General features: G+C 36.7%; 20 protein-coding genes. 6 read left to right on the top strand and 14 right to left on the bottom strand.

Annotation, left to right across the window (positions count from 1 at the left end):
* Nucleotides 1-10: 10 nt before the first annotated feature.
* The 4 genes from PTUN_RS04270 to PTUN_RS04255 form a co-directional block, all read right to left on the bottom strand.
* Nucleotides 11-1,489, bottom strand: coding sequence for a hypothetical protein (locus tag PTUN_RS04270; protein ID WP_009838468.1), 1,479 nt, complete (start codon nt 1,487-1,489; stop codon nt 11-13).
* The gene (locus PTUN_RS04265; RefSeq protein WP_009838467.1) at nt 1,486-2,688 is read right to left on the bottom strand and encodes a c-type cytochrome; all 1,203 of its coding nucleotides are present in this window, start codon (nt 2,686-2,688) and stop codon (nt 1,486-1,488) included. The genes PTUN_RS04270 and PTUN_RS04265 overlap by 4 nt, the downstream gene beginning before the upstream one ends.
* Nucleotide 2,689: 1 nt before the next feature.
* Entirely contained in the window at nt 2,690-3,559 is an 870-nt protein-coding gene (locus tag PTUN_RS04260; RefSeq protein WP_009838466.1) for a hypothetical protein, read from the bottom strand.
* Between the two features lie 82 nt (nt 3,560-3,641).
* Nucleotides 3,642-4,907 (bottom strand): hypothetical protein, encoded by a 1,266-nt coding sequence (locus PTUN_RS04255; RefSeq protein ID WP_009838465.1) that lies wholly within the window; start codon nt 4,905-4,907, stop codon nt 3,642-3,644.
* A 581-nt stretch (nt 4,908-5,488) separates the two neighbouring features.
* Between PTUN_RS04255 and PTUN_RS04250 the strand changes: the two genes are divergently transcribed.
* From PTUN_RS04250 to PTUN_RS04240, 3 genes are all read left to right on the top strand, one after another.
* Nucleotides 5,489-6,178: a hypothetical protein gene (locus PTUN_RS04250; protein WP_096035234.1), complete on the top strand. Its 690-nt coding sequence runs from the start codon at nt 5,489-5,491 to the stop codon at nt 6,176-6,178.
* A gap of 60 nt (nt 6,179-6,238) precedes the next feature.
* On the top strand, nt 6,239-6,931 hold the full coding sequence (locus PTUN_RS22125) for a helix-turn-helix transcriptional regulator (protein ID WP_050760029.1): 693 nt from the start codon (nt 6,239-6,241) through the stop codon (nt 6,929-6,931).
* Between the two features lie 338 nt (nt 6,932-7,269).
* Nucleotides 7,270-8,229, top strand: a complete 960-nt coding sequence (locus PTUN_RS04240) for a hypothetical protein (RefSeq protein WP_040643836.1) — start codon at nt 7,270-7,272, stop codon at nt 8,227-8,229.
* Between the two features lie 372 nt (nt 8,230-8,601).
* Here the strand turns inward: PTUN_RS04240 and PTUN_RS04235 are convergent, their stop codons facing one another.
* From PTUN_RS04235 to PTUN_RS04225, 3 genes are all read right to left on the bottom strand, one after another.
* Nucleotides 8,602-9,435 carry a hypothetical protein gene (locus PTUN_RS04235; RefSeq protein ID WP_009838461.1) on the bottom strand — a complete coding sequence of 278 codons (834 nt, stop codon included), beginning with the start codon at nt 9,433-9,435 and terminating at the stop codon, nt 8,602-8,604.
* 61 nt (nt 9,436-9,496) lie between these two features.
* Nucleotides 9,497-10,213, bottom strand: coding sequence for an SIMPL domain-containing protein (locus PTUN_RS04230; RefSeq protein ID WP_009838460.1), 717 nt, complete (start codon nt 10,211-10,213; stop codon nt 9,497-9,499).
* A gap of 21 nt (nt 10,214-10,234) precedes the next feature.
* Nucleotides 10,235-10,573, bottom strand: a complete 339-nt coding sequence (locus PTUN_RS04225; protein WP_009838459.1) for a cupin domain-containing protein — start codon at nt 10,571-10,573, stop codon at nt 10,235-10,237.
* Between the two features lie 174 nt (nt 10,574-10,747).
* Here PTUN_RS04225 and PTUN_RS04220 point away from each other — a divergent pair, with 174 nt between their 5' ends.
* Together PTUN_RS04220 and PTUN_RS04215 are read left to right on the top strand one after the other, a co-directional pair.
* Entirely contained in the window at nt 10,748-13,417 is a 2,670-nt protein-coding gene (locus tag PTUN_RS04220) for a bifunctional acetate--CoA ligase family protein/GNAT family N-acetyltransferase (RefSeq protein ID WP_009838458.1), read from the top strand.
* Nucleotides 13,418-13,460: 43 nt separating this feature from the next.
* Entirely contained in the window at nt 13,461-14,411 is a 951-nt protein-coding gene (locus PTUN_RS04215; protein WP_009838457.1) for an ion transporter, read from the top strand.
* 249 nt (nt 14,412-14,660) lie between these two features.
* Here PTUN_RS04215 and PTUN_RS04210 read toward each other — a convergent pair whose 3' ends face one another.
* The 3 genes from PTUN_RS04210 to PTUN_RS04200 form a co-directional block, all read right to left on the bottom strand.
* Nucleotides 14,661-19,172: an EAL domain-containing protein gene (locus tag PTUN_RS04210; protein WP_009838456.1), complete on the bottom strand. Its 4,512-nt coding sequence runs from the start codon at nt 19,170-19,172 to the stop codon at nt 14,661-14,663.
* Between the two features lie 80 nt (nt 19,173-19,252).
* On the bottom strand, nt 19,253-19,684 hold the full coding sequence (locus tag PTUN_RS04205) for a GNAT family N-acetyltransferase (RefSeq protein ID WP_009838455.1): 432 nt from the start codon (nt 19,682-19,684) through the stop codon (nt 19,253-19,255).
* Nucleotides 19,681-19,878, bottom strand: a complete 198-nt coding sequence (locus PTUN_RS04200) for a DUF3283 family protein (RefSeq protein WP_009838454.1) — start codon at nt 19,876-19,878, stop codon at nt 19,681-19,683. Before PTUN_RS04200 ends, PTUN_RS04205 begins: the two co-directional genes overlap by 4 nt.
* Nucleotides 19,879-19,996: 118 nt before the next feature.
* Between PTUN_RS04200 and PTUN_RS04195 the strand changes: the two genes are divergently transcribed.
* Nucleotides 19,997-20,695 (top strand): type 2 periplasmic-binding domain-containing protein, encoded by a 699-nt coding sequence (locus PTUN_RS04195; protein ID WP_009838453.1) that lies wholly within the window; start codon nt 19,997-19,999, stop codon nt 20,693-20,695.
* Here the strand turns inward: PTUN_RS04195 and PTUN_RS04190 are convergent.
* From PTUN_RS04190 to PTUN_RS04175, 4 genes are all read right to left on the bottom strand, one after another.
* Complete coding sequence (locus PTUN_RS04190) at nt 20,692-22,269, bottom strand: hypothetical protein (RefSeq protein WP_009838452.1); 1,578 nt, start codon at nt 22,267-22,269, stop codon at nt 20,692-20,694. The two genes, PTUN_RS04195 and PTUN_RS04190, sit on opposite strands and share 4 nt — an antisense overlap.
* An 11-nt stretch (nt 22,270-22,280) precedes the next feature.
* On the bottom strand, nt 22,281-22,523 hold the full coding sequence (locus tag PTUN_RS04185) for a DUF1289 domain-containing protein (RefSeq protein WP_009838451.1): 243 nt from the start codon (nt 22,521-22,523) through the stop codon (nt 22,281-22,283).
* Nucleotides 22,524-22,659: 136 nt separating this feature from the next.
* A complete protein-coding gene (locus PTUN_RS04180) occupies nt 22,660-23,778 on the bottom strand; it encodes a lysophospholipid acyltransferase family protein (RefSeq protein ID WP_009838450.1) in 1,119 nt (372 codons plus the stop codon).
* Between the two features lie 126 nt (nt 23,779-23,904).
* Entirely contained in the window at nt 23,905-25,011 is a 1,107-nt protein-coding gene (locus PTUN_RS04175) for a DUF1513 domain-containing protein (protein WP_040643918.1), read from the bottom strand.

Below are 25,011 nucleotides of genomic sequence, written 5' to 3'. Positions count from 1 at the left end.
TGAACTTAGATTAATGGCAATTAGCAATATATCGCAAAGGAACATCAACATCCCCTTCGATACAATCAATCGTCATATAAGTTGATGCATTGAGGATTTCAATTCCATTTAAATAAATATTAAAGTTCGACGAAGGAGAAGATAACAACCTCCAATAATTAGATTTTAATATATAACGAGCCTCCCAAACTGGCGGAGGGGGTGGTTGACATGCGCCTTGAATTGAATAACTACAAGGATCAGGTTCATGGCATTGATATGCAATCGTCGAATCAGCAGAGCTAGTATAAGGACATTGTGGTGGTGGATAATAAGCTGAGTTTTTATTTATACTAACACTGTATGCTGGTTGAATAATTTTTTCATATACTTTGTATGAGTTTTTACTCCATTTTCTTTCAACCTCTTCTAAGGTGGGAGTTGTATATGGCAAATAAGGGTTGATTGGATCAGGTCTTTTCACTAGATCCGAAAGCACATTTCTAGGGCTAAATACCGGAATAAACAACTCTTTTCTTAATAAATGCAATAGATTGTTCTTTATACGCGTTTTTTGACTCAAATCTTCCGGGGATTGTGATGTCGAACCATTACTGTGATAATAAAGTACTGACATCCCATTTCGACTACTTATTGCCTGAGCCAATATATTATCTAAATGACCTTTGGTAATTGACCAGTAGCGATTTTCTATCATTTTAGAAATCATATATCTGACCAATTCTCGCCATCTGATATTAATACGTGCATCTTTCAATTGCGTATTGGTTTTGAGCTTCCAGTCTGTTAATAACTGAATTTCAGCATCCCAGCTTGAGCCCGTTACTAATAAATCAGAAATAGACATGTGCCATCCAGGCAAAGTTTGCCCACTAAAAGGGATATCTTGTTCAACATTGCCTTCTATAGGCAAACTGGCTAAAAACGAAGATAGAAAATCCACTTCCTGCCAATTCCCTTGATCATCAAGTGCCTTACAAACTGGAATTTGGATTGACCCATTTGGACTCTGCCAAGTTTCAATATTACATGTCGTTCTCAATATTCCATTATTATCTAACTGAAAGCCTGCGAGCAAAAATCGCGTGTCAGCTGCTGATACTTCTGCTGGTTTAATATAGTACCCTTTACTCGCAGCTTCTGTACTCAACCTTGTAATATTTGGCGTCCGACTTAGCGCATTAAATTTTCCTTGAAAACTAACTGCACTTTCTCCTGAAAAAGGGCCTGTTTCAATAGTGCTCGATGAAACGGTAAACGCAGGGCGACTCCCTATTTTCCGAATTCCTCCGACTTTAGGAATATACCAAACTAACCTTCTATTAATTGAGTCAGAAAATAGATGAAACTCACTTTGCATATCGACGCTGAATCGGCTTGCTATATTATCAACCTCAGGGGAGACCGGTGTTGCGCTTACACTACTATTTAATAATAAATATAATAATATATCGTATATAAGTAGCGCTTTAAGATACTTAAATTTCATTTTTGCTTCTCATTATTTTGCGTATTTTGTACACAAAGCGCCTCTTCATTTAGATTTATGCAACCATTTTTGATCCAACGGCTGAGCAAAGAAGTAACTTGTGTAGGTACTGGACTTTTGGTCATTGGCATACCGGGTACTTTAGCGCCAATGCCAAACTGTGACTCTTTTTCTCTCGTGATTAATCGAGCATATAAATCAAATGGATCATTATTGGTAAGCCAACGTGTTATACCAACTTCAGAAGTATCAAAGGCATTATTTGCTCTTCCCTCTATACCATGGCAATGAACACAATTATTATCTCGCCATAGTCTCTTCCAAAGGTAAAATGACTCACTCTTTGACAATGCTGACTTATCATCTTGAAGAAAAGTGTTAGGAATCTCATTTAATGATTGCTCAAGTTGCTGTTCTTTTTCCAACCTTTGATTTTGGAAGAAAATAGCAAGTTGGGATGCTTCAGCCATACTGATTGCAATGGCTGGCATCTTTCGTTCAGGTGTTACCGTATGAGTCATGCGATTAGCATAATTAAAAATCCATTGATGAGAGAACAAACTTAAACCTACACTGTCATACCCACTTAAATCACTATCGCTATGGCACCCAGAACATTTTTCATTAAACAAAGCTGCGCCAAGATTAGGAGCTAAATCATCCTTAAAATCAGCTTCTAGATTGTTATCCTTATTCTCATAAAATGGGCTTAACCAATCACTAAAATGCTCAATATTTCTTTGTGAAATAGTAGGATAAGCCATCATCAAAGGAGCTTGGCACTCACCAGATTTATTACATTGACCAAAAGGTCTTTGCAAAAACCTCAACAATGTCAAACGAGTAAATCGGCCACGCTTATCTGAATTTTTTACTGGGTTCAGCGGCGCATTTAAATAAGATAAAGAATAATGCCCAATTACTTTTAATTTTGAATCACTAACAGGCAAAGTATAATATCTCTGATCTTTGACTCCAGAATTAAACTTAATGGCAATTTCCGTAATTTCTTGGTGACAGCCAAAACATTGCGGATCTTTCCATTTACCAAAGCCATTTGAAAAACGCTCTTCTACTAACAATCGATTACTCGTATGGCAGCCTTTGCATTCATCAATGATGAGTTCTACTTCTGCTTTACTATCTAAAGACAGTGAAAGAAAAAGTAGAAAACAAGTAAATAGTAAACTGCGAAACAATTTAAAAATTCACACTCAAAATGGTTTCACTACCGCCTGGTACTGTAATTTCAACAACTTGCTCGGCAACATTTTTATCTAATAGAAGAGTTGCCGATGTTGAAAACTCATGCAAGTCTATAAACCGCTTCCAATCAACATATTCAAGTGGTTCTTCATTGGTTTTATCGTTGCGAAAAAGTGAACTTGAATATTGAGCACTCTGAAAAAGCACTTTATATGCATCACCTTCATAGAGATTTTTATCGGTATCAAGTACTAATACTGAATCACTCACTAAGGCTGAAATGATATTAGGTACATCCATAGTGACAGCTGGTGTTATCGAGGTCGAAATGTTGTAACTTACAGTAATCACTTTATTCGAATTTACAAAATCAACAATTTCAGCTTCTTGTGTTTCATCACTAGCTTGATACTTGAGCTGTAAAGAGCAAACGCTGGGGTAATTACCTACATTAGATTGAAGATTATAATAAATACCATAACCTTTTAGCTTATTGATTAATGTGTCTGTCGCTTCACATAAAATAGCATTTTCTGGTAATACATTATTTCTAATATCAAGTATGTTATTCACAGAAACAAACTCTGAATAAACATTATTATTATGGCTTTGTGGAAACGCTCTAATAGTAATGCGTTTTATTCCCCAGCCAGCATTTGAAGGACCTACTATTTTTTGTTGAATATCTTTATACCAAAAAGCACCGCGGTTAGAAGTGGTGCCTTTTAAAGGCGCATATAGTAAGTCTTGCGTTTCGATAGCATTGGCAAAATCAATTTCATCAAGCGTGATTGCACTTACACTTACACTTACACTTGCCAAAGCACTCAATAAGAGTGAACTTAAAACAAATTTATTTTTCATTTTCTTTCCAATATGAGATAAGTATTAAAACTAATAAATTTGAAACCTCTTTAAAGGTTTCAAATTTAGTCGTTGCTAAAAACTATTGCTGACCAGCAATACTTCTACATGCAGGATCTTCCATATCCCATGTTACTTGTGTGCCAAAGCCCCCGGTAACACATTGAATATTCATATTGGTAGAAGCATTTGTAACACTAGAACCTGGGTTCCAAGATACATAACGTGTTTCATTACGTTTAAAAACTAACTTCTCATAGTTTGCTCTCATGGTGTACATCGCTGTTGCTTCTCTGTTTACATCACCAATTTGAGATTGACCAAAATCACGCATTTCATTAAATAATTCATCACGCATTTCTTTACGAACAGCTTCAACAGTTTGAATAAACTGCTCTTCTGATGTTGGCTCATTAGCATACGTGCCATCAGCTTGTAAATATTCGACTGTAATTCCCGACTCACCATTTTGATTATCAAGTAAACGTTTAAAGAAAGTTCCAACTTCAACCTCTAAACAGGCATTATTATGAATAGCAAAAAATGTACTCGCTTGTTCAAAAGTTCGAGACCAATCAATATTGATTCTAGCCACGCGCACTTTCTTAACTGTTGTAAGTTCCCACTCTGCAACCGCTTGAATATTTGCATCCCAATTTGAGCCTGTTTCCATCCATTCTTGAACAGTAAAATCCCAATCAGGCATACTTGTTGCCTGAAAAGGAATGTAAGTAGAAACAGTGCTATTTCCTCTTGGAGTCGCAGTTCTAAATTTAGAAAGGAAGTCAGTATTTACCCATTCACCTTCGCTATTGAGTGCTTTACAAACAGGGATGAGTACTAGTCCATTCGGGCCATTCCATTCTTCAGTATCACATTGAGTATTAATTCGACCATCATTACCAACTATTAAATCGGTAAGTAAAAACTTAGTTGTTACCTTTGCAGCCTGAGCTGGAGATATTCTTAAACCTTGAGCATGCGCTTCACTTTCAAGTTTTAAAAGGGCACCTCTATCACCTGACGTATTAAATGCACCACCAAAATGAACTAAATTCTGTCCCGAAAATATTCCAGTCCAAGGAGCGCGCGCATAAACAGAAAAGCTTGGCTTAGGTGCTGATGTACTTGCACCAGACAACGCAATTTGGCCAACTTTTGGTACATACCACACTAAATTTTGATCGGCTGAATCTGCATAAAGCGTGTAAGCCTGCTGTGTATCAACAGAAAACAATCCTTGGATGTCTTTCTCTGATTGATCCAGTGGAGCTGCGATCGCTAATGTTGAAAAAATAGATGCAGTCACAGCCAATGCAAGTTGCGAGTTTTTAATAATTGATGTCATGATATTTATCTAATCTCTTAATTTTTAAGTGTATTGTTTAAATTAACGTTCCCTTGACAATTACTTGTTACAACTAGATTTATATAAATCTTAACGGACATATATTTTAAAAAATTTAAAAACAGCAATGTTAAACAGTTACATAAATCAAATGTACAAAGGTTCTGAAAACCTACACGTTGTATAATTTTCATTAGAGCAACATGAAAGTTCGGTAAGATTCTCTGACATGTTTATTTTTCACACAACCAAACCTGATAAATATACCAGTATCCAATTTAGGTACTGTGCATTTTAAATAATTCTTGTTACTATCATCCTAAAGGGGAATTTATTTATGTTGTAGGAAGCTATCGTGTTGAGAAAGATATGGAAATTTAGCACTATTATTGTGATGAGATTATTGTGTTGAGTTTATCGAATTTGGCATGCTCTGGTTCAAATACGAATAAGACGCCCCCCCCGACCAAAAACTAAAATCAAATATTACATGCTCGCCCCCCCTAACTAATCTCGTATTTCTAGACTCTCAACTGTGCACTTCTCAAATAAATAAATTAAATGATACTCATCATGAGTTAATGATTAATTGTAAAAAAAAAATAAAAATAGAATTCTCACCTATATTTTTCGAAGAAAAACCACCTTATTCTGTAGAAATAAAAATCAATAAAAACACATATAGAATCGAAAATAAAACTATTAATACAAACATTAACCCCCAAGATGAGCCTATAATAACTTCATCGATAGGACCTTTGTTATGTGACTTTATAAAAAACAATAAAAGCAATGATAATTGGATTTTAAAATGTGAAGAGTCTTTAACTTCCACAGAAGAAACAAGCTCAGTTCCAAACATCAACGTTAAGATAATCACTCAAAATAAAGAAATCACTCTCGATATTGATACTTTAGTAACATCTGAAGCCCCAAGACTATATTCTTACAATGCAAAGCAATATTTTTTATCCGGCAACACCATCTATTCATTAACTCTTGACCATGACACCCTTGCAGAAATAAATAAATATATTAATACTCTTTCAAATTTAGTTCAGCATAGTGATGAGCTATATAGCTTAGTAAATAATGGATTATATAAATTCACTAGCGATAAAAAAACAGTAAAAAAAACACTCTCAAATAAAACTTGGCATGAATTGATAACCCTTAAATTAGTAGCACCAGGAAAATCGACACAGCCATTAAAAAAACGGAATAATAATCAACTGAATATTATCTCACTGAACATATATTTCATGGCTTAACAAACCTGTATTTCATTTAAAAATGGGATACTTTTTCTTAACCTTAACAAGGTGATTAAATTGATTCCAGAAGTAACAATAAATAATTTGGCTAAGCCAATAAAAAAACTAGAGAAAGTAAATTCTTTAAGCGATTTAAATAATGAAGTTAATAACATAGCCAAGTTTTTAAATGCAAAAAACTATGCTTTCTGTGTTTTTTCAACTAATTTAAATGAGCAAGAATCTGTAAAAATATATGGAGAACTTGGTAGAGCATTATCTCGCTTGATTCAAGATGATAATTTAATTAGAACCTATTGCCAGACCGAAGTTAAACCTCTTAAACTAAGTGAAATAACTAATTTCTTTGAGTTGAAAGATTCTAGAAAACAAAAAGGTTTTTCAATCTTTTGCGATACTCTAATCATCCCTTTCAAAGGTACTTTGTATGACTTTGGCTGCTTAATACTAAGAACTGAGAATAATAAATTATTAAAGGAAGAACATTTTAAATCAATAGTTATAGTTATTTATATGTACGACGCCTTTAAAAGATGTAAAAAGAAATCAAATAAAACAGTAAATTTCACAAAAAGAGAAATCGAATGTTTAAAGTGGGCAACTGAAGGGAAAACATCTTGGGAAATAAGCAAAATATTGACCATTACTGATCGCACAGTTAACTACCATATTGCAAATTGCATTAGGAAAACAAATAGCTCAAATAGGCAACAAGCAATTGCTAAATTTTATGCTATGGGAATTTTATAATCATAAATTAAGTAAAATTTAAAATTTATTTTTGATTTATATTAATTTACTTAGTAAATTATGCTCTCAAATATGGTAAAAAACAAAGACTTTCTATTAAAAACAGTCATTTTTTAAAGCTCTTTTATGAAATAAAAAATACAGAATCAATAAAGACTCAGCAAGATTTCCATCCTATTTTGTAGCGTTTCTGGTGCAATAACCAATATCACATATTCAAAATCTATTCGAACCTCACTTGTTCATATTAACGTTAGAAAAGGAATAAAAAATAAAAGTTCACACAAGTACCTGATTAAGGTATTTTATATTTTTAAAATTAACAAAGGGAAAGTAAAGTGAATAGAAATTTTAAGTTTATGATAGTTGCTGCTGGTATTGGTTGTGCACTGAGTAGTTTTACTAGTGAAGCTAATTATACTGATTATGTGCCTTATAATGGTTGGGAAGCCACAGGGGTCTTGACTTATGGAAATAATTTCAATAAGTCAATAACGAATAAAGAGTTACTAAAAATTACTCGGAAAGTTGGGTCTATACTAAGCTATGAAAATAATATTAGACAAAAAATAAAGGCAGAAATTCAAGAAGCAATTTCTGGTGAAGCATCATTAGCCTCTTACGACTTTCAAATTCTTGGTGATCTTGAAGTAAAATTAATAGGTTTATCAGATGGTACTATAGAAGCTCGTGTTGGTAATATTTCAATATCTGCTTATGCAAAAATTAAAAAGAGTTGGTACGCTAAGGGTAAAATAAGGGTTTCTTCAAATAAGCTAACCTTAATAGGTAAGTATAATCCTTACTCAGGGAAGTTATCAGGTTTAAGAGCTAATTCCGGATTTAAGATGAATGTAGATGTGGATGTAGATAGTATTTTAGATTTATTAATACCTCTTTTTAATTCACAGTTTACTAATAAACTAGAAGACTCACTTAAAGTCGGTTTTGAAAACAGTATCATCTCAGCATTGAACTCAAGGCTCGATGGCTATGAAGATGTACTCTTAGGATTAGATAGATATTTACCGAAAAATCAATACATATATCGTGGCGAGGATTATGCTATTAAAGTTGAAAATGCGTTTAAAGATTTAATCAGTAACGAGTCTTTAACAGTGAAATTAACTTCTAGACAAAAATCTTTAAAGTTTAACAAAGACACACCAAACATCACCATCAATAGAGTGGATATTAATGTATCAAATAACCTATTTTTGAACATTTATGACGACCCCATAATTGAAACTGAATTTCGTCCAGAATGCAATGGAAATGATTGTACCGTAGAGCCGTAATTTCTAAGTTCATAATTTTAAAATTGACATAACCTCAGTACCAATATTTTTTATAAATTAGGTCTGAGGTTATTGTGATCACTATCGAGAGTACTAACTGTAATTATAACTAAAAAATAAAATAGTAATTACGTAAAGAAATCAAAAAAATTAATCATTTTCACTTTAGTATATTCATGCAAAGATCTGCTTTCATAAATAATTTCGGTTATGACATACAATATTTTTTAGTTCAAAATATTTATTTTTTATTGTATAACTTTCCAGTTCGGATCTCTTTCAATTTGAAAAATAGAGTATTCGACTTTTAATCTCGATTATATTGCGGGATACTAAACACACGGTTTGACTTACTCTATGACAAGTACATCACTACAGTAAAGCCAAACCTTGAGCATTTAGCTGGCACTGATGCAAATGATAAAACTCAATTTCATGATGTAAAATACACTCATCGGTATTGATGTTAATAATATCGCGCATTTGTTCGAGTAAACACCAAAAGCTTAAATCGCCCATAAAGGCGACTTCTTCTTGATTTTGATTTGCACCAAAAAGCTGGGCGAGTGAAAGCGGGCCATTAGCAAGCGCTTCAATAATCTGCCACTGAGTACGGTTATAACCATGATTAAGGCGTTTTTCTTCTAAGTAACGCAGCATTGCAGGTTTGAGATTGGGCCAATATTTAAAATCGAGTGCCAAAGTGCGCTCTAACATATCAAGTGACGTTACTAAACCCAGCCATACTTGTTCAGCTAACTGAAAGAATTCTGCGCTTGGACTAAAGCGGCTTTGATAATGGTTAATAATTTCTGCCGCAGTTAAATCTTGTGGTGGTAAGTATTCAGGCAGCATCACAATATTAAGTTGCTCTATTGCACGTCCACTGTCACGATACCAAGCTAAAAACTGCAAACCAATCAACGCATCAAACAGCTCTGGAGTAAGCCAAAGCGTCATTGGCTCATTAATAGGCCAGCCGCCAAACACGTCATCTCGCTTGGCAAACTTAGCTTGCACCGTTTTTAAATCAAGGCAAAAGTACTCAGCTAAAAAGTGGCTTCGGCGTTCGCTAATTATGGTTAAATCTGTATGGGCGGTTATTTTCCCTTCATGCAGGGCATCTTGCCAAGCTTGAAATTGACCCAAGATGCCTATGCGCTTTAAATAGCCGTTAGCACTATCGCCATTGGTAATATGAAGCATAAAAACTCATCCTTTAATTTTTAACTAACAACAAGCAAAAAACACTGAACCACAGCCATTATCAGTCTGATAAATAATACTCAACCGTTGAAACAACGCGCACATTTTTAATCTGTGGGGTATTAGAATCACGGTCTTCAATAGTGAATTGCCCTTGGCGAGCTGATTTAATTTTACCAAGCTGAGATTTTGAATCACTGGCAAATTTTTCCGCCACTTCGCGCGCTTGCTCTGTTGCGATTTGGATCATCTGCGGTTTGAGCTCATTTAAGCCTGTAAATAAATACTGCACTCGGCTCTCATAATTTTGCCCAGCAATTGCAATATCTTGCTTTGCTAGTTCGCTAATTTGCGCCAGCGCATTCCCAACTTTTTCACTATCGTGGCTATAAACCGTCAACGTTGAGCGCACAATATAGCGAAATTGACCGGCTTGATTGCTACTGTATTGATCTGCCAATTTATCAATTATCGCAGGGGCAGCCACTGTAATATCGCTATCTTCAAAACCATGTAACTTTAAATAAGCAATCACAGCTTGATTTTTAGTCTGAATTTGTTCAACTAATGGGGCAAGTTTATTGCCTGTATCGCTAAATTGAATGGGCCAAATAACAGTATCAGCAGCTACTTCTTGTTCGGCTAATCCTTTAACTAATACACTACGTTCCATTGATTTAAATGCTAATAAACCATCTTTTAGCACAAAGCCTAAACCAATTAAGCCAAGCGCCAAACAACCACCTAAAATAGCACTATTAATTGTTTTTTGTGTCATCGCATTTCCTTTTTAATTCAGTTAACTTGCTTGAACTGACAGTACTTTTACATCTTGATCAAACCGTAAGGTAATACTCGCTAAATCAGCCGGAATATCGATAAAATCCCCTTGTTTTACACAATGTGCTTGCTCATCAAGGGTGACAATTCCAACACCATTTAAAACAAAAATTCGCTCTGTTTGCATAGAATTAATCACTAGTTCAGCGGATTTATTGATAAACATCAAATGCTCGGCAGACATTTGCTGCGATCCTAAAGGATGAACCGATACCTTTTCTGATTGCCCATTTGGGATCATTTGTTTGAAATCTAAGTTGCCAGCGCTTAAGGCGGCACACATAAACAATAAGGTCATTCGAGTTGCCTTTTATATTGAGTCAATTACGCTGTAAGACTATTGATAATAAACAAAGTTAGTTAACTAACCTAGCCTTTTAGCGTAATCTCAATCTAAAATTGATACTTTAAAAGCTTTAACTCTTAAATTGTTTCAAGATCAAGCAATTGAGAGCAAATTTGAGGGACTACCATGAGTGTAAAGCGGATCAGCCAGTTTTTTAATCCCAGTTCAGTTGCAGTCATTGGGGCATCAAATCAAACTAACCGAGCCGGTTTTGTGGTAATGCGAAACTTACTACAAGGTGGATTTAACGGCCCCATAATGCCCGTCACACCTAAGTATAAAGCGGTTCACGGTGTGCTTGCCTACCCAACGATTGCCGCATTACCTCAAATTCCTGATCTTGCAATTTTATGTACCAACAAACACCTTTCTATCAACTTAATAAAAGAGCTTGGCGAAAAAGGCTGTAAGCACGCCATTTTAATCGCATCTGGCTTTAAAACTGAACAAAAGCAAGCCCTTATCGCAACAGCTAAAGAATATGGCGTCAGCTTACTTGGCCCTAATTGTTTAGGATTGTTAATCCCAAGCATTGGCTTAAACGCAAGCTTTTCTCATACCATTGCCAGCCCAGGTAAATTAGCTTTTATTTCTCAATCGGCAGCTGTGTGCTCTACCATTTTAGACTGGGCACAAAATAAAGGCATTGGCTTTTCATATTTTGTCTCTATGGGTGATTGCTGCGATTTAGATTTTCATGAATTAATTGACTTTTTAGGCCGCGACCCAAAAACCCAGGCCATTTTGCTCTACATCGATAATATCGCCAATGCCCGCAGTTTTATCTCAGCTGCACGCGCTGCAGCAGTCAATAAACCCATCATTGCAATTAAAACGGGGAAAACAGCTTTAGGAGCAGCAGCTGCAACCTTACACACTGGCGGCCAAACCAGCGCCGATGCAGTTTATGATGCCATGTTTCAACGCGCAGGTATGCTACGAGTTAACGATTTACGCGAGCTGTTTGCCGCGACACAAACTCTAGCCCTTCATCCCAAGCTTCTGAAAAAAGAACATTTATGTATTTTAACCAATGGTGGAGGCCCTGGAGTGATGGCGGTTGATACGTTAATCCAAAGCTCAGGTCGATTAGTAAAGCTAAGCGATGAAACTATTGCAAAACTAAATAAAGTCATGCCTCAAGAAGATATGGCATCTAATCCAGTTGATATTTTTGGTGACTCCGACCCGGCCCGTTATCAAAAAACCTTAGACGTTTTACTCAAGGCACCGGAAGTTGATAATCTATTGATTTTACATAGCCCTTCGGCTCTGGCACCAAGTGAAGAATACGCAAAAATAATTGTTGAAACCGTTAACGCTTTACCAAAAATGCAACGACCCTATGTTTTAACTAATTTCATGGGCGAAGATGCCGCATTTGCGGCGCGAAAAATCTGTAACTTAGGTGGTATCCCTACCTATCGCACCCCTGAAGGGGCTGTTGGCGCATTTATGCATTTGGTGCAATATCGTCGAAATCAAAAACATTTAACCCAAACACCTGAATCGTTACCGCAATCTTATAGCGTTGATAGTAAAACCGTTAAACAACAAATAAACCAACATCTTGCGGATAAACAAACCTACTTATCCACTTATCAGACTCGCCCTATTCTAGACTTCTATGGCATTGATGTGATTCAAACTGAAGTCGCACTGACCCCATCAGAAGCCAGAGAACAAGCACAAGCCTTAGGTTTTCCCATCGCATTAAAGTTACTCAGTCCCAGTATTCCGTCTAAATCGGATGTTGGTGGTGTGGTATTAAATCTTAACGATGGCGATGAAGTGGAACAAACCGCATTTTCGATACTGCTTCGAATTAAACAAACCTATCCAGATGCCATCATCGAAGGGTTTTCGATTCAAAAAATGGCCCCTCGTGCTGGCGCTCAAGAGCTGCGTATTGCGATAAAAACAGACCCCTGTTTTGGGCCAGTGATTTTATTAGGTGAGTCGGGTACAGGATTAAGTTTTGCTCAAGCTGCCGTGGCCCTTCCGCCACTTAATATGAACTTGGCCAAGTATCTTATTGCCGCTGCGCACGATAAAGGCTACATAAAAGATAAACATTTACCCGATAAAATAGACAAATATACCTTATGTGCCTTGCTGACCCGAGTAAGCCAATTAATTGTAGATCAACCGAACATTGAATCTCTTGAACTTAATCCGGTGCTCGCGATTGATGGCCAATTTTTAGTGCTTGATGCCATGATGCAAGTAAAAAAATACCAAAGTACCACACGTTCAAAGCGCTTATCTATTCGTCCTTATCCTAAAGAGCTTGAACAAATAATTACTCTAAAAGATGGTTCGAGTGCAGTGCTGCGGCCAATTAAACCCGAAGATGAAGCTGCTCATCGCGAATTTGATTTAGCACTTACTAAAGAAGATAGATATAAGCGCTTTTTTGGTGAGTTACCCGACTTTAGCCATGAACAACTCGCCAAAATGACCCAAATTGATTACGACCGCGAAATGGCGTTTATTGTGTCTCAAGAAACACCTAAAGGCCCTAAAACCTTAGGTGTGTCGCGGGTTTTGATGGAACCTGATAATTTAGAGGCCGAATTTGCGATTGTGATCCGTTCTGATTTAAAAGGTTTAGGTTTGGGCCGTATTTTGCTGCAAAGCGCCATTGATCATTGTAAAAAGCACGATGTTGCCTGTATTGCCGGCATCACCTTGCCAGAAAATACCGGTATGATAGCGCTGGCAAAAAAGCTCGGGTTTACTATCAAACGTGACTTTGAAGAAGGTACAGTGAGCATGCAACTACAATTGCGTTAACTGTACTCAATTTTAATTTTTACATTCATTAAAAGGTCAACTTGTGCTTCCAATTCGACTGGTACTTGCTGAAATACTCGAAGGTTCAGGGAGAAATATTAATAAAGGCCGTTGGCTTGATGCAATTTTGGTGCTTATCATCAGCATCAATATTGTGGCTATTGTGCTTGAGTCGGTGCAATCGATTGCCGATCAATACGCCACCTTATTTTGGTGGATTGAAGCGATATCGGTCGCAATTTTTAGCCTTGAATATATCACTCGGGTATGGGTAAGTGTGGACTTAGAGCAATACGAAAATAGCAGCGATAGCGCCACGTTAATCCGCATAAAGTATATTTTTAGCCCAATGGCACTGATAGATTTAATTGCTATCTTACCTTTTTATCTCACTTTGTTTATTAATGTCGACCTGCGTTTTTTAAGAGCATTAAGGCTGTTACGAATATTTAAACTAACCCGCTATTCACGTGCGATGCAACTGCTACTGCAATCATTTAAAGAAGAAAGTAATTCGTTATTGGCGGCTTTTTTTATTATGGCGGTGATCTTAATTTTAGCCTCGTGCGGTATTTATTTACTCGAACACGACATTCAACCCGAAAAGTTTGGCTCAATCCCTGCGGCAATGTGGTGGGCAATGGCGACTCTAACAACTGTAGGTTATGGCGACGTCGTGCCCATCACCCCTATTGGCAAAATATTTGGCGGCGTCATTACGATTTTAAGCATGGGCATGGTGGCTATTCCTACCGGCTTATTGGCGTCGAGTTTTTCAGAACAAATTCGCAAACGCCGAGCTGTCTTTGCTGATGAAGTACATACCAGCCTTGCCCATGGCAAATTAACCAAAGCAGAGTTACTTAGACTTGAAGAACTTAGGCTTAACTTAGGTTTAAGTAAGCTTGAAGCCAATGCAGCTATTCGTCAGCAGCTCAATACCTTACATCATTTAGTTTATTGCCCGCACTGTGGTGAAAAACTAGAAAGCTGATAATAAAATAACTGAAAGGGAAAATATCCCCTTTTTAATGACATTTAACTAACCTCAGTTCTGGATAGGATATTTACGAATATATTTAGTTCAAAGTAAAAATCTAATTGAGTCATCTCCAGCCAGGGATTTTAAAGGTTAACAAGGCGCATTGGCGCGCCAATAGTAAAACTATTACAAGCTAATCCAACGCAGTGAGCGTTGAATTAGCTTGTAGAGATAGGATTAATAATTCAGTACTGTAATTAACTAGTCTTGATAATAACTGAGCCAATTACAATCGAGTAAATTACTAACTTCATTGCTTGGCACAGGCTTTGAAAACAAATAGCCTTGTAAATAATCACAGCCCAACATTTGTAAAAACTCAACCTGAGCTTTTGTTTCAACCCCTTCGGCAACACAGCTTTTACCCAAACTGTGTGCTAACGCAAGCGTTGAATGGATGATGGCTTCATCACTGGCATCTTGGCCGATATCAGCAACAAAACTTTGATCAATTTTCAGCACATCAATTGGGAAGCGTTTTAAATAACTGAGTGATGAATAACCCGTGCCAAAGTCATCCATATAAATGCGACACCCTTTTTGCTTTAAAATCAGCATAGCCTCCAGCGCTTTTTGACTATCTTGCATCAGTGCACTTTCGGTTATCTCAAACACTACTTGGGTTGGACTAATATCAGCTTGCAAAATAATATCAGTCAGTTTTTCTCCAATGGTTTCATGTTCAAAATCACGCGCCGATAAATTGACTGAAACATAACAGTCGGGTTTACTCACAAGCCAAGCTTTTAAATCCTGCATCGCTCGCGTTAGTGCTGCAAATGTTAACGTGGTAATTAAGCCCATACTTTCAGCAACAGGGATAAATTCAGCAGGAGATATGAGCTTATTATCTTGGCGCCAACGCAATAACACCTCAAAGCCTTTTAATGTAAAATCAGTCGCACTAATAATCGGCTGATAATAATTCACAAATTGGTTTAATTTTACCGCTTCTTTTAATTCGTTTTCTAATTGAACTTTGCGTTGAATTTTATGGTTCATTTCTTGATGAAAGAACTGATAAGTCGCACCACCTCGTTTTTTTGCGTGATACATGGCGATATCGGCAGATTTGAGTAAATCTAACGAGTTATCGGCATCATCCGGAAAAATAGCGACCCCAATACTGGGCTCAACCGTCATACGATGATTGCCTAGCTGCACTGGTAAACTGACTTCCTCACAAATTTTACGACATACCGGAATAAGTTCATCTATGGTATCAATATCTTCAATTAAAATTACAAACTCATCACCACCTAATCGAGCCACAGTATCTTGTTTACGCAAACCATATTTCAACCGCTGCGCTACGGTTATAAGCAACGTATCGCCAAGGTCATGGCCCAAGGTATCATTTACTTGTTTAAAGTGGTCAAGATCAATAAAGAGCAGAGCTAAGCGATTTTTATGGCGGCGGCTAAGTTCTGTAGCATGGGAAATCCTATCAAGTAATAACGAGCGATTTGGCAACTTAGTTAGGGTATCGTAATTGGCTAGTACTCTAAGCTCTTTTTCTGCATCTTTTTGCTCACTAATATCGGTAATAACCACAATATAATTATTAATGTTATTATCTTTATCGCCCACCGTACTGACTTTTATGATTACTGGGTGTGCAATACCATCGGCAGTGACAACCACCTCATCTGATTGAAAATGCTCCCCCGCTTTTAACTTAGCAATAATGCGTAAATAATTGAGGCGAGTATCTTTATTTAACCCCAAAGATAACTTTCGACTTGAAGTGTGACTGGCGTTAAAATTAAACGATTCACGCAGTACTTGATTGGTTGCACGCACTCGAAATTGTTTATCTAAAATAAATACCCAGTCGCGAGTGTATTCAAAGGCGGCACCAAATAAGCGCGCGTTTTCTTCAGACTCAAATTCATTGGTCATGTTGGTATAAGTACCCGCTACCTTACTTGGCATTTGGTTATCCCACACCATAACCTTGCCAAAATCTTTATACCAACGCCAATAACCGCTCTTATGCCTTACTCGATAAATACACTTAAATGAACCTTTATTGGTTGATAAAAACTCTAACCACTCAATGCGAAACTTAGCGCGATCTTCAAGGTGTATTTTATTTAGGTATTCATCAAGAGTTACATGATCTTGGCTGTAGCCAAGCTCATTGACTAATCGAGGCTGATATATAGTGGTAGATTCAATATTCCAATCCCAAACCCCAGATCCACTGCCTTCAAGAGCAAGTTTTAATCGCGCTTCACTTTCTTGGCTTTCTTTGTGAGCAACAACTAATTTTTGCTGCATTTTACTGCGCCGATGAAACCAGATAAAAACGGTGAGTAAGACCAACAATGCATAAAAAGTTAAATAAACTGGTGAGCGAAAAGGTGGGTATTTTACCGAAATAAATAATTTTGCTTCAGGTGTAAAAACGCCTGTAAGCGGATCTTTAGCACGAATTTTAAGTTCGTAATTTCCTGGGCTAAACTTTGGAAAAATAACTTTATTATTGCGAGTTGAAACCTCTTGCTGCTCACCTAATTGATATTGAAATTCAATCCGCTCTTGTTGTTGAAATGTCATCGCAGAAAAAGACACTTCTAAGCCAATATCATCATGTTCCAGCTCAATTGCAGTAAGCGAGGACATCGAAGGTAAATCTATATCTCGCGACATTAAACTAATGGAGGTGATATTAAGCTGATTAATAATCGCAGATTTAGGAATTAACATTGAAGGGTCAAACAAGGTAAGGCCTTTTACAGATCCAAAAGCAATACGACCATCTGCAAGGGTAAGATACGCTGCATCGTTAAACTCATTCGTATTTAAGCCATCTTCCACAGTAAATTTTTGAAAATGTTTTTTACTTGGATCAAAACGAATAATTCCATGATGGCTCGAAATCCAAATCATGCCATTCTTATCAGGCACTAATGCATAAAGTTTTGTACCAATATTATTTTTATCAGCCTCAAACGGATAAAGTATTTGAAACGTTTCAGCATCTAAACCAATCAACCCCATACCAATGTAAGATAACCAAAGCACATTATCGTTATCCACTGCAAAGCCGTTTAAATCGATAGCAAAGTTCGATGGAAACCGGTCGGATTGATAAATTTGCTCTAGCTGTTCAAACTGTTGATTTACTCGATATAAATTACCCACCACAGATAAAAGTACTTGGTCTGGTTTATCTGGTAACGGTGCCAAAAACCCCTGAAGATTAATAAGGTCTAATTTAGCAACATCACCTTTTAATGGTGTAATTTCGGTTGTCACTAAATCAAAAATAAACGGTCCGTTATCGGGTTCAATTAAATATAAGTAACGGTTTTGATGTAAATAGCTGCCATACAACCAATTTGAAAGCCAAGGCTCATATTCTTTAGAAATACTGGTGATAGGTTCAACTTGGTAAGTACGAGTATTAAACTTCATTAAGCCCTTACGGCTTGGGAAAAATAAATAGTCGTTAAATAAGTGGCTTTCGGTGATCTTTAAACGATTATTAAATTCATCATCAAAGTAATCTTGTAAAAACACTTGGCTTTGATAAGTACTTAAATTTAATTTAGTTAAACCATTATCGGTGCCAAGCCACAAGTATTCATCTTGTTCAGCTATAGTCCACACATTATGACTTGATAGGCCTTCACCGCGAATATTTTCAGCAAAATAATTAACAAAATAATTTTCGTTCTTTGGCACATAAAAAGCGCCGTCATTTTTAGTCGCAAGCCATAATGAGCCATGCTCATCTTCAAGCATATCTATAATGTTATGATCAGAAAGCGTATAAGTGTCAGTAACAACGGTATTTTTTACCAGATGATTTTCATTTTTATAATAATCAAATACCCCCTGATCGGTCGCTAAACGTAAAAAGTTCGCTTTTTTATTGATACGCCAAATATTTAAATCACTTATTAGCTCTTGGCTTTTAAACGGCACATCGGGGGTTTCGAGTAATTGTTTTGTTTGTGAGATATCAATTTGATACAACCCCTGCACAGCGCCAACCAGCAAGGTATTTTCATCTAACAAAACCAATTCCTTGGTATTGTTTTGCGCTTGATTAATCGAGTCACTATTTATGTGTTCAACCAGTCGCAAACGATTTGCTTTAATATCATAAACAAATAAACCGTCAGAGGTGGCTATAAACAAAAAGTCATTAATTTGCAGCATCTTGCGAATAACCGAGGTCTTTTTATCTGCATCAGGAATATCAAGCACTTTACTAATTTTGCCACTTTGGCGATCTAAAATAGCCAAGTCGGTACCCCGACCTAACCACAAGTGCTGTTCATCACCTGCATCGAGAATTTGATACACAGTTTGTTGTTCTAACTGCTCAACAGATGCTGGCTGAAATAAATATTGGCGAAAATCACCAGTATCGGGATCGTAACTAAACAACCCTTGAATATAGGTTGCAATCCAAATAACCCCTTTTAAATCTTGATAAATTAAATCAATTTGCACATCTTTTAACAGATCATTAGGACCATTAACTGAGGTCACTTGCAAACCATCATATTTATTTAAGCCGCCTTCAGTGGCAAGCCATAAATACCCTTTTTTATCCACTAACATATTACTAACATAGCTTTGACTGAGACCTTCATCAGGCGAGAGTCTTTGTACCTGTGCATTTCCATTAGAGGGCAAAAAAAGTAATAAATATGAAATGATTACAACAATGGCAAAACGACTAAATTGCGACATTAACTCTCAAGTTCTCCACGCTCTTGTTATTAAATTATTATGAACGTAAAACCATTAATTTGTAACTAAATTGTTTAAAGTTAGTGTGAATAGGTAGATAAAAATGATGCCAAGCTGAGATTATGCTTTTGATATATTTTTAGCATTTTAGTTAATTCATCAGGTAGTGTATTAACAGCAGCAAAGCCAACAGATGCATAAAAAGGACTTAAATCAGGATGAGCAAATAAGTAAATATTTGTTTGATAAGAAGATTGAATGGCTTGAATGATTCGTCTGCCATAACCTAGGCCTTGATAAGCAGGGTCAACAAACAAGGTTGATAAAAATAAATGCTCCGCAACATGTTGAATTCGACATGCTGCAATTAATTGGTAGCCCAAATATCCAACCCAAACATCATCATGACCTTTGGCACGGCCTTTGACTCGAAACTGATCGTAAAATTTATTAACTAATGGGTACTTAAGTTGCTCAAGTTGCGATATTTGTAATTCCAAACCGGTAATCACATGATACTTAAATAATATTCAAATTTTTGTTTTAAAAAGTCTTGTTCAGATACTGAGCGAGATAAAATCGTACTGTAAACCACATCTCTGGTTTTTTTTCCTTTTTTGATCTGATACGCCCAATATGAGGCTTCATACTCAAGTTGAATTAGGTATTTTTCTGCTCGTGGCAGTAGACATAAGTTGTAAGTCATAGATTTAGTTTCGATTTTAAAAAGATTTAATGCTAATCTTGAGCCTTAGTTTAACACAACAACATAACTTGAAAAACTAATCTGCAATTCATACAAGTTAACTTTTAGTGTCTTTAACATGCCAAAAATCTATTCATCATTTTTTCTTAGTTTATTCCTGTTTAGCTCCAATTACTTGCAGGCGAATGAGGTAACGTTTAATCGCCCAAGTAATACCCCACAAGCCGCTTATGTCATCGAGCTGCTTTCGGCTGCTTATAAACAAAGTGGCTATGATATAAAGTTAATTGATTACCCAAGAGATGAAGCATTGCGAGCAGCGAATGAAGGAAAACTTGATGGCCAACTTGGCCGAATTGCTGAAATTGAACTGCTTTATCAAAATTTAGTTCGCCTACCAACGCCATTATTTACTTTTAATTTGCTCTTAATTCATAGATGCAATCAATGTACAGACTGTCAAATTAATGATTTTAAGTCAGTAAGTATCGTTTCGAATTATCCGGTTGCCAAAGCGTATTTAACTAAAATGAACTATAGCGGAGAGGTGATTGATGTACGCAGTATCAAAACCCAACTAGCACTGTTAAACCAAAATAAAATAGAGAGTATTATTGTGCTCGATTTTCAGTTAAAAGCCGAAGTAGGTGCCCTTAGTCGTGAAGAGTATCAATTACAAATCCTTAGCAAAACCGCAAGCTATCATTACTTAAATAACCAGCACCCTGATTTATTTAATAAAATAAGTAAAACCTTACATGCTTTTGAACAAAGTGGCTTTATAGCCCAACTTAAAGAAAAACATAACATCAACTAACTTCGATCTACCACAACTAAATAATGCCCCAAATGAGATGGGTGCAACAGTGTTTGAATAGAGACTTTAACTGCAACCAGCTGTGATTCTAAGCTGAGCTCACTTAACTCTCCTTGCCAGTGGTGATGTTTTTTTAAGTGTTCCATTACCTGTTGATATTGTGATTGCTGGGTTAATAACCACTCAATCAACGGCATTCGCCGACCCATTAATTCATTTTTTTGAACAAAATACTGACGACAAACCACGCTATTTACATCTAATACATTCCAATGTTCATCCAACAACCAAACAGACTGACTAAAGCTTTCGTACAAACTGCTGATCAAATTCGATTGAGCTTGTTGGGTATGAGCACTCGTTGCATCTTTGATTGAAAATAAAACGCCAGAATCGAGAATTCTAATATGTACACTTACACGAAGAGGGCCTGATGAGGTATCAATCAGTAAAACTCTAAGATCTGATTTTTCGGGGTGTGCTGTAGCATCTTTAATCAGCCTATCAAAGGTCAGTAAATCGCTATTTTCGTAACGAAAGGTTATGACCGAATTAATATTGCGTACTATTTCAACTTTAAAGCCATTTAACAAATCGGTTAATGCCGGATTAAAATATAAAATCTCTCCGGAGAAACTAGTTTTAATTAAGGCTTCATGCACACTATCGAGCATCATTGCATTAATGGCTTTATCACTACGTAGTTGCGTTAATTCTTGTTGTTGAGCTTCAACAAGTGCTTCTAACTGCGTTTTTTCATTATCAAAACGAACTAAGACTGAATTCAGCTTATTTTCAATTTGTTGATAAATTTGACCATATTGACCTATTTTTAAGGTATCAGATTGTTGATTACGCACTCTCAGTAAAAACTTCTTTAAACGCAATAGTGGTTTTTGATAGCGTTTTTTATCTAATAATGCCAACACGATAGATAATGACAGTGCTGAAACCAATAAAACTGCATCAAAATACCAAGTTAATGCTATTTGCTCTTCAAACTCTTCAAACTCGAGGTAATTTTCAGCTTTTGTCTCACGAACCAAGGTATCAAATGCATAATCAAGTGGCTTTAATCCCTCTTGCCATAGTTGATAATGCTCAAAATATTGTGGCGTTTGGCTTTGTTCATTGAAAATATTGACTAACAAACGGTGTGTATTTGATTCAAAACCAATAACTAATTGTGAAAGTAAGAGCAATTCATTTAATTCATCCTGCTCAGCCTCTTTCATATTATCGGGGGCTAAACTCAAATCAGCCTCAATAGCATAACGCCAAAGGTTGAGTTCTTTTCGTAACGAGCGCAGCTTTAAACGGATAGAATCTCTTAAATACTGTACTTCGCTCTCTTGTTGCAAGTTCGAAGCAATAATTAAACGGCCAATGTCTCTTTTTAATTCAAGGTATTCATACCCCGCTTTTTGGCTGCGATGAACTTCTTCTAAGTTTTGAAACAATAAATTACTAGCTCGATACTCAAAGTACCAATTACTAAATAAACTCAGCCCTCCTAAAAAACCGATTAGGAAGATAACAATTTTAAAATAGCCACCGGGTTTTATATTAAGCATTACATCTATGTTTAAAAGTTAAAGTCATTTTGTTGTCCTTGTTGTTCGACTAAAGACGTCGCAGGTTTTTGTTCGCTTCTTCGTTTGCGCTGAAGGCAAAGTGCAATAACATGTTTTTTTTCACTATCAGACATTTTTTGCCAATTAAAACGCTCATCTCTACTACGAAAACAACCGATACAATAACCTCTATTATTGCTCTGACACACATCGATACAGGGGCTTGGGATTTCAAATATTTCAATCTGTTGCATACCGCTGCGCCTCAGTTCATAACCTAATCATCTTAGTTGAACTTTTTTATGCTGTCAGGATAATTGTTCAAGCCAACGGTCCTATTTATCGTTTAGAGAGAAAAGTAAAAAGCCACTCTGTAGTGGCTTTTTACTGTTATTGATGTTGTGCTAATTGCTTTTGTACAGGTTTTGCGTACATAGCTAAAACTAACTCTTTTAACTCTGAGGGGACCTGCGCCATACGTTGTTCAAACAGCTCTTTTTGTGCAGGTTCAATTGCTTCAATATCACTATTGGCAGCTAAATAATTCCCTGGATGCAAAAAATAAGAAGACAATATTTGTGCATCAATAGTTTGTGCTAATTCTTCTGGGCTGTCACATCCTGACGTAATTGGTTGACCAAATGCGACATGAACATGACCTTTGCTTGAGCGAAATCCTTCCATGATGCTTTCAATATCTTCGCCCGCTGCTTTTTTATATTCACCAAAAGTACTTTTATGATGGCGCTCTTTTGCTTTGGCGATAGCACATGGTTCAAATTGATATGAAATCGAGACAGGAACAATTTTTAACTCTCGAACATAATCTGCAAATTCCATTTTTTGCTTACGTCCGTTTAGTTGTAGCATTTTAAGTAATGCAGGGTCAGTTTGATCGTCACCATCTTTGGTGCGCCCTTCGCGCTGCGCAATCCAAATCGAGTTATTACTTTTTAACGAGTCATAGATGTAAGCCGATAACTGCGATAACGCTCTGAGCATTTCTTTTGGCGCTTTTACCGAACGCTTCACCACAAAGCTTTTATTCAACTTCATTAATTCCGTGATATAAGGAATTTGTAGTAAGTTATCACCGATTGCAATACGCACGGTATTCATTTGATGAGTGTGTAATCCCCAGTTAATTAAAGCAGGATCAAGGGCAATATCTCGATGGTTTGAAATAAACAAATACGCTTGGGTTTTATCTAGATGCTCGAGGCCAGAAAAAGTGACTTTTGATGTTGTTTGATCAATCACGCGACCAAGATAGTGCGCCACAACCTCTTGTATTTGCGCAATAGTTTTAAATTTAGACCATTTTTTTGCTAAATAACGTTTAAGCAAAGGTGTTAATAGGCTACGAAATGGCACCAACCAACTCGGTAGATTATGTTTTGCGATTAAAGCGATAAACGCATCATCATTCACTAAACGTTGAATTGATGCGCTGACCTCATCATCATTATATGGACGAATATCTGCAAATGGATCTACTGCCTGTGTCATTACTCTTATTACACCAATTAAAAATTTGAGCTCTATTCTAACCTGCTTGATTAGACTAGGCGAAGATTAACAAATCCTACCAGTTAACTAGTACCGAAGAAAGTTAATATTCAACGGTACTTTACATTAAAACAATGACTCTTTTAGACTTTGCATGTGATTATCCCATTTATAACCAGTAAGTTGCATCTTTGAGCTTGCCGTTTCTAAAAATGGATCGATACACGCAATCTCACCTTTGCCATTGCTTAATAAAAAGCCATCTTTAGACAAGGTAACCCCCGCGCAATCTCGTATTTGAAAAGTATCAATCAGCCGGTCTGTTCGTAAATCCCAAAAGCTAACAAACCCACTTCTTGGGCAACTCACCGCAGCGACATTAACAGCATCATCAATACAAACACTTGCCGTATATTGATGCATTTGTTGCCACAACAGATCCGAGGCCGTACATGCAACCATTGGCCCATCCCCTTGCTGACTATAAACCAAAGGATGTAAATCACTTTTTGGCCCCTGATATTGCATCGCAATAATCACTTTATTGCGCCTATCAACCGCTAAATGACGAATACTAAGCTGGTGATGAGGTGGGTAAAATTGTTGTAATATCGTACCTGATTCACTTTGCAGATAAGTTAGGTTCGGTGCCATCGTCAAGACGTTGAGTTTTTCTCGCGGTGTATCTGGATGAGTAGCAATCCCACCGTTAGCAATCACCAAGGTTTTGCCATCATTGAGCCAAGCAAGCTGATGAGGACCTACCCCACCACTGTTAAACTCTTTGATAACAGCCAAAGATTGCGCATCCCTCACAACGACTTTACCTTGCTGGTTATGGTAATCATTTTCAGTAGTAAATAAATACTGACCATCAGGGCTAAATACACCATGACCAAAAAAGTGGCGACCATCATTAGCTTTAATGGTTTGCTTGATCACCCCTTTATTTAAATCGATATCATAGAGATAAGCGCCTGGGCGGCGTGAAAAAGCAATCACCCTAAACGGCTCCTTGTGTGATATTGCAATGTCATGACCGCGAAGCGGGATTTCAACCTCACTAAAAACTTCGCCAGATTGATTAAATACCGCCACAAAATGTTGCCCATCAGTATTGCTATAGGCACTCACAAACTGCTGCTCACGTTGTAAACTACAACTTGGCAAAATACTCAGCCCAGCCAACCCCAAAACAGATTGGCAAAAGCGTCGCCTGGCAAGCTGGGTCAT

The organism is Pseudoalteromonas tunicata, assembly GCF_002310815.1.
GTDB classification, from domain to species: domain Bacteria; phylum Pseudomonadota; class Gammaproteobacteria; order Enterobacterales; family Alteromonadaceae; genus Pseudoalteromonas; species Pseudoalteromonas tunicata.
This window is presented reverse-complemented; position numbering and strand designations above follow the sequence as displayed.